General features: G+C 68.9%; 12 protein-coding genes and 1 pseudogene. 11 read left to right on the forward strand and 2 right to left on the reverse strand.

Annotated elements, in window-relative coordinates:
* The 6 genes and pseudogenes from ACWGIG_RS11605 to ACWGIG_RS11630 form a co-directional block, all read left to right on the forward strand.
* A pseudogene (locus ACWGIG_RS11605) lies at window positions 1–237 on the forward strand (exodeoxyribonuclease III); the annotation flags it as partial.
* A 104-nt stretch (window positions 238–341) separates the two neighbouring features.
* A complete protein-coding gene (locus tag ACWGIG_RS11610; RefSeq protein ID WP_453321357.1) occupies window positions 342–776 on the forward strand; it encodes a DUF6278 family protein in 435 nt (144 codons plus the stop codon).
* A gap of 127 nt (window positions 777–903) precedes the next feature.
* A complete protein-coding gene (locus ACWGIG_RS11615) occupies window positions 904–1,647 on the forward strand; it encodes an amino acid ABC transporter ATP-binding protein (RefSeq protein ID WP_453321358.1) in 744 nt (247 codons plus the stop codon).
* Window positions 1,648–1,660: 13 nt separating this feature from the next.
* Window positions 1,661–2,698 (forward strand): glutamate ABC transporter substrate-binding protein, encoded by a 1,038-nt coding sequence (locus tag ACWGIG_RS11620; protein WP_453321359.1) that lies wholly within the window; start codon window positions 1,661–1,663, stop codon window positions 2,696–2,698.
* A gap of 16 nt (window positions 2,699–2,714) precedes the next feature.
* A complete protein-coding gene (locus ACWGIG_RS11625; RefSeq protein WP_453321360.1) occupies window positions 2,715–3,359 on the forward strand; it encodes an amino acid ABC transporter permease in 645 nt (214 codons plus the stop codon).
* Window positions 3,356–4,240, forward strand: a complete 885-nt coding sequence (locus ACWGIG_RS11630) for an amino acid ABC transporter permease (RefSeq protein WP_453321361.1) — start codon at window positions 3,356–3,358, stop codon at window positions 4,238–4,240. The genes ACWGIG_RS11625 and ACWGIG_RS11630 overlap by 4 nt, the downstream gene beginning before the upstream one ends.
* Before the next feature lie 62 nt (window positions 4,241–4,302).
* On the opposite strand, the gene ACWGIG_RS11635 is transcribed toward ACWGIG_RS11630, so the two are convergent.
* Window positions 4,303–5,922: a CocE/NonD family hydrolase gene (locus ACWGIG_RS11635; RefSeq protein ID WP_453321362.1), complete on the reverse strand. Its 1,620-nt coding sequence runs from the start codon at window positions 5,920–5,922 to the stop codon at window positions 4,303–4,305.
* A gap of 136 nt (window positions 5,923–6,058) precedes the next feature.
* Window positions 6,059–7,258, reverse strand: coding sequence for an Ig-like domain-containing protein (locus ACWGIG_RS11640; protein WP_453321363.1), 1,200 nt, complete (start codon window positions 7,256–7,258; stop codon window positions 6,059–6,061).
* 220 nt (window positions 7,259–7,478) lie between these two features.
* Between ACWGIG_RS11640 and ACWGIG_RS11645 the strand changes: the two genes are divergently transcribed.
* The 5 genes from ACWGIG_RS11645 to ACWGIG_RS11665 all read left to right on the forward strand — a co-directional run bounded on the left by ACWGIG_RS11645 (window position 7,479) and on the right by ACWGIG_RS11665 (window position 12,373).
* Entirely contained in the window at window positions 7,479–8,648 is a 1,170-nt protein-coding gene (locus tag ACWGIG_RS11645; RefSeq protein WP_453321364.1) for an RNA-guided endonuclease InsQ/TnpB family protein, read from the forward strand.
* A gap of 240 nt (window positions 8,649–8,888) precedes the next feature.
* Window positions 8,889–10,007, forward strand: a complete 1,119-nt coding sequence (locus ACWGIG_RS11650; RefSeq protein ID WP_453321365.1) for a LacI family DNA-binding transcriptional regulator — start codon at window positions 8,889–8,891, stop codon at window positions 10,005–10,007.
* A complete protein-coding gene (locus ACWGIG_RS11655) occupies window positions 10,004–10,978 on the forward strand; it encodes a ribokinase (protein WP_453321366.1) in 975 nt (324 codons plus the stop codon). Before ACWGIG_RS11650 ends, ACWGIG_RS11655 begins: the two co-directional genes overlap by 4 nt.
* Window positions 10,968–11,357, forward strand: a complete 390-nt coding sequence (gene rbsD / locus ACWGIG_RS11660) for a D-ribose pyranase (protein WP_453321367.1) — start codon at window positions 10,968–10,970, stop codon at window positions 11,355–11,357. Before ACWGIG_RS11655 ends, rbsD begins: the two co-directional genes overlap by 11 nt.
* A gap of 32 nt (window positions 11,358–11,389) precedes the next feature.
* Entirely contained in the window at window positions 11,390–12,373 is a 984-nt protein-coding gene (locus ACWGIG_RS11665) for a substrate-binding domain-containing protein (protein WP_453321368.1), read from the forward strand.
* Window positions 12,374–12,376 lie beyond the last annotated feature (3 nt).

Genomic DNA, 12,376 nt, shown 5'->3' on the forward strand with positions numbered 1-12,376 from the left:
CTCCGCGAGGGCGGCCTCAGCGACGTGGTGCCGCGCCCGCTGAAGTACGACCACCCGTTCACGTTCTGGGACTACCGCGAGCTCGGTTTCCCCAAGAACAAGGGCATGCGCATCGACCTCGCCTACGGCAACAAGCCGTTCACCGAGGCCGTCACCGACGCCTACGTGGACCGCGAGGAGCGCAAGGGCAAGGGGGCGTCCGACCACGCCCCGGTGGTCGTCGACCTGGCGCTCTGACGTCGTACGACGCCCTCTCGGGCCCCCGGAAGCGGGCCCTGAGAGGGCGGCCGATCCCGCGCGCCTGTGGTGTGCAGAGCCATGTGGGTGCGAACCTGAGCGGTATGAATTTCTTGGACACCTGGCGCAAGCGCCATGCCATGGCGCGTGGCACGGCGGTGGACGCGTCCGACGACGCCGATCAGGAGGGCATCGCCGAACTGCTCTCCGAGTGCGAGCTGCTGCGTGTCCGGGTCGCCCAGCAGGGCCTCGAACTGGACGATTCCCCCGCCTCGTTGGAGGCCCTGGACCAGCTCCCGCCGCGCTGGCGCGACGACCAGGAGGAGCTTCCCTGGTTCGGCAACGACGCGGGCCTCTACCTCGGCACCGTGATCGTCCGCACCGTCCCCGGGGCGCACTGGCACCTGTGGCCCAGCGGGACGCCCGTCGTGATGCTGGCGTCCGGCCGGGACATCGAGGTGGTGGGCGCCGGACTGGACTGGGCGGCGACCGGAGCCCCCGAGCTTTCGCAGGTCTACGCGGAGGCGTCCGAGGCGTGACTTCGTCAACCGCGTAAATACGGCTATTTGCGGTTCGTCCCTCTTGTGCGTGTCGAGCGTGAAGTCCCTTTCCGGGATGGATAGTTTGCGCTGACCTCGACACAGCTGAGAGTGGGTAGGGCAGCGTATGGCCGTCGATCCGTTGATCGAGCTGCGTGACGTCAACAAGCACTTCGGGAAGTTGCACGTCCTCCAAGACATCGACCTCACCGTCGGCCGCGGGGAGGTGGTGGTGGTCATCGGCCCGTCCGGCTCGGGCAAATCAACGCTCTGCCGGGCGATCAACCGGCTGGAGACGATCGAGTCGGGCAGTATCCGCGTCGACGGAAAGCCCCTCCCCGCGGAGGGCAAGGCGCTCGCGAAGCTGCGTGCAGAGGTCGGAATGGTGTTCCAGTCCTTCAACCTCTTCGCGCACAAGACCGTCCTGGCGAACGTCTCGCTCGCCCAGACCAAGGTCCGCGGCCGGAAGAAGGAAGAAGCCGACCGGCGCTCCCGGGAACTCCTGGAGCGCGTCGGGCTCGCCGAGCAGGCCGAGAAGTTCCCCGCCCAGCTCTCCGGCGGCCAGCAGCAGCGCGTGGCCATCGCCCGCGCCCTCGCCATGGACCCCAAGGCGCTCCTGTTCGACGAGCCGACCTCGGCCCTCGACCCGGAGATGATCAACGAGGTCCTGGAGGTGATGCAGCAGCTCGCCGCCGACGGCATGACCATGGTCGTGGTCACCCACGAGATGGGCTTCGCCCGGTCCGCCGCCAACCGCGTCGTGTTCATGGCGGACGGCCGCATCATCGAGGACCGCACCCCCGAGGACTTCTTCACGAACCCTTCGAGCGACCGTGCCAAGGACTTCCTCTCCAAGATCCTCAAGCACTGAGCGGGGGCGGACCATGCTGCGTACAGGAAAGACCTCGCTGAAGAAGTCCCCGCTGGAGACCTCGCCGAAGAGGACCTCGCCGAAGAGGACCTCGCGGAAGTGGACCTCGCGGAAGTGGACCTCGCGGAAGAGGACCTCGCCGAAGAGGAGCGTGCTGAGCAGGACCCTCGTCGCGCTCGCCCTCGCCCTCCTCGCCGTCGCCTGCGGCAAGGAGGGCAGCCCTCCGGTCAAGGGCCCCAGCCCCGACCAGCTCCCCGACTACAAGGTCGTCCCGGGCTTCTCGCTGCCCTCGTCGCCGACCTGGGCGAAGGCGAAGCGGCGCGGCCACCTGGTCGTCGGCGCCAAGGAGGACCAGCCGTACATGGGCGAGAAGGACCCGGCGAGCGGTCGCTACTCCGGCTTCGACATCGAGATCGCCAAGATGGTCTCGGCCTCGCTCGGCTTCGCCCCCGCCTCGGTGCAGTTCCGCACGATCGCCTCCGCGAACCGCGAAACCGCCCTGCAGAACGGCCAGATCGACTACTACGTGGGCACCTACACCATCAACGACAAGCGCAAGAAGCTCGTCGGCTTCGCCGGTCCGTACTACATGGCAGGCCAGTCCCTCCTGGTGCGCACCGACGAGAAGGACATCAACGGTCCCGGAGACCTGGCGGGCAAGCGCGTCTGCTCCGCCGCCGGCTCCACCCCGTACCAGCGGATCGCCGAGGAGTACCCGCAGGCGGACCTCGTCGCGTACGACACGTACTCGGTCTGCGTCGACAACCTGCTGACCTTCCAGGTCGACGTCGTCACCACCGACGACACGATCCTGATGGGGTACGCGGCCAAGGTCCCCGAGGAGATGAAGGTCGTCGGCAAGCCCTTCTCGAAGGAGCCGTACGGCATCGGCGTCCCGCGCAGCGACAACGCGCTGCGGTTCGCCGTCGACGACGCGCTCGCCGCCCGCGAAAGAGACGGCGACTGGCAGAAGGCGTACGACGTGACGCTCGGGCTCTCCGGCCGCAAGGCCACTCCCGCACCGCCCATCGACCGCTATCCGGCGAGCTGAGGGAGGCCGCACCCACATGAACGTACTCACCGAGAACTTCTCCCTCTACGGCAAGGGATTCGTCGGCACCGTCGAACTGACCGTCTACGCATCCCTGCTGGCCCTCGTGCTCGGCTTCGTCATGGCGTCCTGCCGGGTCTCGCCGGTCGGATCCTTCCGGGCGCTCGGCACGGCCTGGGTGACGGTGCTGCGGAACACGCCGCTCACGCTGCTGTTCTTCGCGGTGCTCCTGGGACTGCCGAGGTTCGGGCTCGTCCTGCCCTTCCAGCTCTTCGCGGTGCTCGCGCTCGGCTGCTACACCTCCGCGTTCATCTGCGAGGCGCTGCGCTCGGGCATCAACACCGTGCCGCTGGGACAGGGCGAGGCGGCCCGCAGCCTGGGCATGACCTTCGGGCAGACCCTCTCCACGGTGGTGCTGCCGCAGGCCTTCCGGTCCGTGATCCCGCCCGTCGGCTCCACGCTCATCGCGCTCGCCAAGAACTCCGCGATCGCCGGTGCCTTCTCCGTCACCGAACTGCTCGGCACGTACAAGACCCTCAACGAGCTGGGGTACAGCGTCATCTGGAGCTTCCTCTGGATCGCTGTCGGATATCTGATCATCACCCTCACCATCAGCGCGCTCTTCCACGCACTGGAGAAGCACTGGGGAGTCGCCCGATGAGCCGCGCACTGTCCACGACGTCCAGCGCCCTCTACGACATCCCCGGGCCCAAGACCCGGCAACGGCACCTGGTGTACGGGGTGCTCTCCACGATCCTGCTGCTCGCGCTCCTCGGCTGGGTCGTGTACCTCCTGTTCCACACCGACCAGTTCACGGCGGCCAAATGGAACCCCTTCCAGTACAAGGGCATCCAGGAACTCCTGCTCCACGGACTCGCGAACACGCTCAAGGCGTTCGCGTACGCCGCAGTGCTCTCCCTCGCCCTGGGGGCGCTCCTCGCGGTCGGGCGTCTGTCCGAGCACCGCCCGGTGCGCTGGGTGGCCGCGCTGTGCGTGGAGTTCTTCCGTGCCATGCCCGTGCTGGTGATGATCTTCTTCATCTTCGTGGCGCTGAAGGTCCAGCCGCTGCCCGCGCTGGTGGCCGGGCTGACGCTCTACAACGGCTCGGTGCTCGCGGAGGTGTTCCGCACCGGAGTGCACTCCGTGGACCGCGGCCAGCGGGAGGCTGCGTACGCGCTCGGCATGCGCAAGACGCAGGTCATGACGCACGTACTGGTGCCGCAGGCGGTCCGCGCGATGCTGCCGACCATCATCAGCCAGCTGGTGGTCGCGCTGAAGGACACCTCCCTCGGTTATCTGATCACCTATGAGGAGTTTCTCCATGCCGGAAAGCTCATCGCGTCCAATCTCGACTACGATTTGCCGTTCATCCCCGTAGTGCTGGTGATCTCGCCTATCTACATCGGGATGTGCATGCTGCTCTCCTGGTTCGCCAACTGGGTGGCCAGGCGCCAGCGACGCAATCCCAAGACGGAGGCCGTGGAGATCGGTCCGGCCGAGGCGGGGACGCTGCTGCCGAAGGGGGTACCCCCTGGTCTTTAAGACCTTGGGGGAGCAGTAGCTCGACGGAGCAGAGAGCAAGCCTGTCCGGCAGCAGCCGGGGATCACTTGTCGCGCAGCGGTACCGACACGAAACTCGGGTCGGCCGCGGGCGACGAGAAGGTCAGCTGCGCACCGGACGGGTTGTGCTCGATGTAGAGCGGGTCGACGGTGTCGACCACCAGGGCGAGCCGGTGGCCGGCCGGGACGTCGTAGGCCGTGGAGTTCAGCTCCAGGTCGACGGGGAACGGCCGGCCCGGCTGCTGCCCGTGGAAGGTGTACGGCGCATTGCTGACCAGCTTGCCGAGGCCGAGCGGCCCCACGTCGTAGAGGTACGCGACGAGGGTGCCGCTCTCCTTGGTGCTGGTGACCTGCGTGTGCAGCCTGGCGGTGCCGCGGACCTGCTGGGCGGTCGCGTACCGCTCGGACTGCCAGACCGAGGCGTACGCGCGCGGGAGCAGCGGGATCGAGGCCATCGGCGGGATCCTGAGGAACTGGTCGAGGGCGTTGGAGAGCAGCAGCAGGCCGCCGTTGGCGCCGGAGTCGACATTGGCGCGGATCTTCCTGGTGCCGTCGAGGGCGATCTTCTTCTCGTTGGCGCCGACCGACTTCCAGTCCGGGTAGCCCTCGTAGCCGTCCTGGGTGCGGGACTTGAGCTGGACGGGCTGCTCGCGGTCGATGCCGTTGTCGGCGCCCTTGAGGTAGTGGTCGAACCAGCGGTGGGCGTTGGTCCAGACGTCGTTGGGCAGGCCGAGCAGGCCGGTGGCCTCGGCGGTGGCGTGGTCGCCCGGGCGGAACTCCAGGCGCTTGGGGCCGGTCAGCTTCTCGTAGAACTTCGCGTACTGGTTGGGCGGGAAGAGCGTGTCGCCCCAGGCGTTGCCCAGCATCAGGGCCGCGCCGTTCTTGTTGATCTGGTTCAGGAACGTGTCGGGGGAGCGCTTCCTGCCCCACTCGATCATGTCCTGCTCCTTGGCCAGGTTGGAGCCGAGGAAGTCCTTGAGGATCTGCTGGAGTTCGGGTCCCGGGCGGCCGGTGAGCGAGCCTGCGGCGCCGAGCATGCCGGCGGCCTGGAGGTGCTGGGTGCGTCCGCTGTAGATGGAGTCGATGAGGTTGGCCCAGCCGCTCATCGCGACGACGGCCTTGATGCGCTTGTCGTGGCCCGAGGCGAGCAGGCTGATGCCCGCGCCGTAACTGACCCCCGCCATACCGATCCTGTCCTCGTCGGCGGGGGTGTGCGCGAGCGCCCAGTCGATGACGGCGGACACGTCGGCGGTGTCGGCGGGGCCCGCGACCTCGATCTGGCCGCCCGAGAGCCAGAAGCCGCGCGAGGTGTAACTCACCACCACGTAGCCGGAGTCGGCGAGCTTCTTCGCCTGGGCGACGTACTCGATCTGCGGCATGGCCCAGCTCGTCGGGAGCACGATCACCGGGTACTTCCGGCCGGCCTTCGCGCCGGACGGGGTGAAGACGTTGCCCTTGAGGGTGATGCCGCCCGAGCCGGGGATGTCGTAGAACTTCAACCCGCTTGCGGCGGCGGCCTGTCGGACGCCCTCCGCCGGCCGGGCGACGGCGGGTGCGGCGGTGCTGAAGGCTCCTGCGAGCAGGGCGGCGGAGAGAGTGCCGACCGCGGCCGCCCGCAGGGGCCGGACGCCCTGCGGGGTGGGGGCGGTGCGCGGGTGTCCCATGAATCGCTCCTCGGTGCGCCGGTGCAAAGTGACCCGACGGTAACCGCAAGGGCTTACCTGGGGTAACTGGCCGGTAAGTTACGCGAGGGTAACGATTGGTCGCGGGGGCACCCGCGCCGGGTGATCCGTACCGGAATCAGCCCTTCAGGGCGCTCTTGGCCTGCCACTCGGACCAGGAGACGTTCCAGTTGCCGTAGCCGTTGTTGAGAGCCTGGGTGCCCTTGGCGTCGGACCCCGTGGTCTCGAACGGGTCGCCGACCTGGACCTGGTCGTAGATGAACCGGGCGTCGGAGTCGCTCATGCCGACGCAGCCGGAGCTCTTGTTGGCACTGCCGAAGTAGCCCTTGTTCCACGGGGCGGCGTGGGCGTACATGCCCGACCAGGTCAGCCGCATCGAGTAGTCGACCATCTTGTCGTAGGCGTCGCCCAGGCCCACCGTCTCGGAGCGCATGTTGATGGTGCCCTCCTTCGACATCAGGACGGTCTTGCCGCGCCAGGACGCCTTGTCGCCGCCGGGGGTGCCCGCCGACATCGGGACGTCCTTGATCTGCTGTCCGTCGCGGAACAGCTTCAGGCGGTGGTTGTCCAGGTCGACCTTGACGACCTGGTTCTTCCCGATGGTGAAGTCCGTCTTGTAGTCGCGGACGAACCAGCCGCCGCCCTTGCCGGAGTTCACGCCGTTCAGGTCGGCTTCCAGGCTGACCTTCGTGCCGGACTTCCAGTACTCCTTGGGGCGCCAGTCGACGCGGTCCTTGCCGGAGTAGTCCGTCATCCAGCCCCAGGAGCCCTCGGTGTCGTTCGAGGTGGTGACCTTGAGGTGCTTCTCGACGTCGGCCTTGTTCTTGACCGGGTTGTCGAACACGATCGAGACGGGGTGCGCGATGCCGATCGTGGTGTTCTTGCCGGGGGCCATGGACAGCTTGTTGACCTTGTCGGCCGCCTCCGTCGTGAACTCCGCCTTGGTGGCGGTGGCGCCCGCGGCCTTCGCCTCGACCGTGTAGCCGGTGCCGGGGGAGGTCGTGCGGGCCGAGGTCCAGGACTTGCCGTCGGTGGATATCTGGCCGGTCAGGGTGCCGCCCTTGGCGTCCTTGACCGTGACGCTGTCCAGTTTGCCGCCGTCGGTCAGGGTGACCTTGACCGGTTCACCCGCCTTGGCCTGCTTGCCCGAGAGGTTCACCGACACCTTGGTCTGCGGTGTCTCCTCGGTCGAGGCGGAACCGGATCCGGAGCCCGAGCCTCCGCCGTTGCAGGCGGTCAGTGCGGCTGCGGCCAGCAACGCCGTGCCTGTGAGGGCGGCGGTACGGAGCCGGGTGCGCGGGCGGCGTATACGGGTCAACTGGAAAACCTCCGTGCGGTGCGTGATGTCTGTCCCTGTCTGTCCTCTCCAGAAGGAGGTAATCCGGAAAGTCTTGGTTGCACCAAACGGGCGGGGCGCTTTGTGACAAGTGCCGCACCGGGTAAGGACCAAGGTCCCTGGACAGCGGTCCTTACGGCCCCTTGCGGGCGAGGGCGCTGCGTGTTCGTGGTGACGCAGGGTACGCAGTAGGGTGCGGGGCGTGAAGCTGACGGTGCGAGTGAAGCTGCTGCCAACGCCCGCACAGGCGTTGGCCCTTGGGGCGACGCTGCATGCCTGCAACGAAGCGGCAAACTGGCTCTCCGTCCAGGCGTTTGCGCGGCAGGTGACCTCTAGAGCTCGGTTGCAGGTGATGGCCTACGCCGAGCTGAGGGGGCGCGGACTGTCTGCGCAGCCCGCCCTGCATGTGCTGCGCAAGGTTGCCGACGCCTACACCACGCTGCGGGCGAACCTGAAGGCTGGGCGCCTCGGCAAGCCCGATTCGAAGCGGCGCGCCAAGGCGACCGGCAAGCCGGTGACCTTTCGGGCGGGTGCGGCCCAGCCTTTTGATGATCGCTGCCTGTCCTGGCAGCACCAGGACCGCACGGTGTCCATCTGGACCACCACCGGTCGTATGAAGAACGTCGCCTTCACCGGCCGGACCGAGCAGCTCGCTGTCCTCGCCGCGCACCGCAGGGGCGAGTCGGACCTGCTGTGCCAGGACGGGCAGTGGTATCTGGTCGCCACCTGCGAGTTTCCCGAAGCCGAATTGAACGCCGAGCCCGACGGATTCCTCGGGGTGGACCTGGGGATCGTGAACATCGCCTCCACCTCCACCGGGAAACGGTTCTCGGGGCGGCGGCTGAACCGGCGTCGGGAGGCGGACCGCAGGCTGCGGGCCAAGCTCCAGAAGAAGGGCACCAAGTCTGCCAAGCGGCGGGCGAAGCGGCACGCGGGCAAGGAGGCCCGGCGGGCCCGCGACATCAACCACAAGATCAGCAAGCAGATCGTGGCGGAGGCTCAACGCACCGCACGCGGGATCGCCCTGGAAGACCTCACGGGCATCCGCGAGCGGGCACGGCTACGCAAGCCCCAACGCGTCACGCTGCATTCCTGGTCCTTCCACCAGCTCGGCACGTTCCTCGCCTACAAGGCGCGGCGTGCCGGAGTCCCGGTGGTGTACGTGAACCCGGCGTACTCCAGCCAGGAATGTTCCCAGTGCCATCACATCGACAGACGCAATCGGCCTGCACAGGCCCGGTTCGCGTGCAGGTCCTGCGGCTTCGTTGAGCACGCGGACCTCAACTCGTCCCGGATCCTCAGCCAGCGTGGCTGGGCGGTCTGGGTCTGCGGGGCCGAGTCACAGGCCCCTGCCGTCACGCTCATCGCGTGACGGCTGGACGCAGCCGGGCCTCGTCGAAGCCATCGACGACCCGAGCAGCAAGCCCGGTTTCTTCAGTCCCCGGGTAGTTGACCTGGTGGTTCGACCGATCACTCCACGGACTGTCGCGCACCCCTTGCGGTTGCGCGCGTTGCTTCTCATAATCCGCCGCAACACGAGTTGCCAACTCGTGTTGCGGCGGCCGGGCTTCTCCGGTCCGCGCGGCAGGGGACGGGAAGACCGGGGATCGACATGGCAACACGACAGGAAGTGGCGCAGCTCGCGGGCACCTCGCCCTCGGTCGTCAGTTACGTGCTCAACAACGGCCCCCGCTCCGTGGCCCCCGCCACCCGCGAACGCGTCCTCGCGGCGGTCAAGGAGCTCGGCTACCGGCCCAACGCCGTCGCCCGCTCGCTGCGGATGAGCCACACGATGACGCTGGGGCTCGTGGTGCCCGACGCCGCGAACCCCTTCTTCGCCGAGCTGGCCCGCTCGCTGGAGGACCATGCCTGGGCCGCCGGATACACCCTGCTCGTCGGCAACAGCGTCGACGACCCGCACCGCGAGGCCGGTTACATCCGTACGTTCGTGGACCGCCAGGTCGACGGTCTGGTGCTGATCCCCTCGCAGGGCGAGAAGGCCTGGCGCGCCGAGCTGGCCCGCTCCGGCGTTCCCAGCCTGGTCTTCGACCGGGAACTCGACGGCGTGACGACGAGCCATGTCCTGGTCGACAACGCCAGGGGCGCCCAGCGGGCCACCGAGCACCTCCTCGCGCACGGCCGCCGCCGCGTCGGCTGCATCGCGGGCCCGCTCGGCATCCATCCGACGGTGGACCGCGTGGTCGGCTGGCGCACGGCGCTGGAGCGGGCCGGGCTCAGGGCGGGGTCCGGATCAGGCGGGCGTACGGGCTGGGAGGCGTGCCCCGAAGCGGCGCCCCTGCTGCACGGCTCCTTCGGGCGGCTCGACGGATACCGGTCGGGGCTCGCCCTGCTGTCGAGGGACCGGTCGGTGGACGCACTGTTCGTCACCTCCGACGAGCAGGCCGCCGGAGTCCTGCGCGCGGCCACGGAGCTGGGCATCCGGGTCCCCGACGACCTGGCGCTCGTCTCCTTCGACGGCATCGCCGCCGGCGCGTACACCTGCCCGGCGCTGTCCACCATGCGCCAGCCGTACGACGAGCTGGGACGCACGGCGGTGCGGCGGCTGCTCGACCGGATGCGGGAACCCGATCTGCCGCCCACCCGGGACGTCCTCCCGGTGACCCTGCTGGCCAGGGGCTCCTGCGGCTGCCCGGACCCGGCGGGCGGCGAACACAGCGCCGTACCGACAGAACTTCGTGAAGAGAGTGGAGAGAACGGTGATACCCAGTGAGCAGTGAACGACTGGTCGTGGTCGGCAGCCTGAACATGGACCTGTCGGTGACCGTGCCCAGACTGCCGCAGCCCGGCGAGACCGTGTCCGGCGCCGATGTCGTACGAGGCGCGGGCGGCAAGGGTGCGAACCAGGCGGTCGCTGCCGCGCGGCTCGGCGCAGAGGTGCGGATGGTCGGCCTGCTAGGCGACGACACACTCGGCAGCGAACTGCGCGAACGGCTGGCAGGGGAGGGTGTCGACGACCGCAGTGTGGCCCAACTCCCGGGTGTGGCAAGCGGGTTGGCGCTGATCGTCGTGCAGGAGGACGGTGAGAACACCATCACTCTCTCGCCCGGCGCCAACCGTCACCTCGACGTCCCCGCCCTCGGCAGCCTCACCGGAGGCGCCGTGGCCCGCAGCGGTGACACCCTTCTCCTCCAGCTCGAAGTGCCGCTGTCCACCGTGCTCGCCGCCGCCCGTGAGGCCCGTGAGGCCGGGGCGCTGATCGTCCTCAACGCGGCGCCGCTGCCTCCCTCCGGCCGGACCGAACTCTCCGAACTCCTCCGTGTCGTCGACGTGTTGGTGGTCAACGAGACCGAGGCGGCCGGGCTGCTCCCGCACGTGCACGACGACTGGAGCGAACACGCCCGCGCGCTCCGGGAGCTGGGGCCCGGCACCGTCGTCATCACCCTGGGCGCGGACGGCGCGGTCGCCGCCGGGCCTCGATTCACCTGCGCGGAGGGCGGGTTCACGGTCGACGCCGTCGACACCGTCGGAGCGGGCGATGCCTTCTGCGCGCAGCTCGCCCTGTCCCTCGGCTCCGGTACGCCGCTGCCCGAAGCGGTACGCAGGGCCTGTGCGGCGGGGGCGCTCGCCACCACCCGCCCCGGCGCTCAGAGCTCCCTTCCTTCCCGCGTCGAGGTCGACGCGCTGCTCGCCGCCGTACCGCCGGCCGAAGACACCGCGGCCGAGGTGCGCCATGCGTACTGACGGCCTCTGGCACCCGCGCCTCCTGGAGATCATCACCTCCCTCGGCCACGGCGACCTGCTGGTCGTCGCCGACCCCGGGCTGCCGGTGCCGCCGGGAGTGGAGGTCGTCGACCTGGTGTGGCGGCGCGGCGAACCCGCGTTCCTGCCCGTGCTCGAAGCGGTCCTCGACGAACTCGTGGTGGAACACGCCACCGTGGCCCACGAGGCCACCGATCCGGGTCTGCTCCTGCTCTTCGACCAGCAGTTCGCCGGCGCGCCCCTCGACCGGGTGCCGCACGCACGGCTCAAGAAGCTGACGCGGCGCGCGCGGGCGGTCGTCAGGACCGGTGAGACCACTCCGTACGCCAACGTCGTACTGCGTGCGGGCGTCCCCTTCTAGTCAACTTCCCTCTCCTGGAAGGCAGTTCCATGATGAACCGCAAGCTTTCCCTCGCCACCGCCGTCACCTCGTCGCTGCTCCTGGCCGCCGCCCTCACCGGCTGCGGACAGGAGGGAGGATCCACCGCCGACGGCGGCGGCAAGGACAAGAAGAAGGACGGCAAACCGACCGTCTGCCTGATCATGAAGTCGCTCGGCAACGAGTTCTTCCAGACCATGCAGAAGGGCGCCGAGGACCACGCCAAGAAGCTCGGCACCCTGGATCTGTTGACCAGCGGCATCCAGAACGAGACCGACATCGACGGCCAGGTCGCCGCCATCAACCGCTGCATCACCGACCAGGCCGACGCGCTCGTCCTGGCCCCCGCCGACTCCCGGGCCCTCGTCGCCCCGCTCGGCCGCGCCGCCAAGGCCGGCATCAAGCTCGTCAACATCGACGTCAAGCTCGACGACGGCGCACTCAAGGCCGCGAAGCTGGACGTGCCGTTCGTCGGCCCCGACAACGCGGAGGGCTCCCGGCTCTCCGGCGAGGTCCTCGCCAAGAAGCTCGGCAAGGGCGGCAGGGTCGTCATCCTGGAGGGAAACCCGGGCGCCGCCAACGCCCAGCAGCGCAAGGCCGGTTTCGAGAAGGCCGCGAAGGAAGGCGGCCTCACCGTCGTCGGGTCCAAGACCGCGCACTGGGAGACCGACGAGGCGTACACCGTCCTGTCGAACCTGCTCACCGCGCACCCCGACATCCAGGGAGTCATGTCGTCCAACGACTCGATGACGCTGGGCGCGGTCAAGGCGATCGGTGCGGCGGGCAGGAAGGGCAAGGTCGTGGTGGCGTCCTTCGACAACATCGCCGCGGTCAAGCCGTATCTGAAGGACGGCCAAGTGGTCGCCACCGTGGACCAGTTCGCGGCGAAGCAGGCCGCCGACGGCATCGACCAGGCACTGAAGGCCGTCGACGGGGCGAAGTCCGAGCCCTGGGTGAAGACGGACGTCAAGGTCGTCACCGGCGCAGACGCGGGATGAGCG

The organism is Streptomyces sp. NPDC054863 (genome assembly GCF_053610825.1).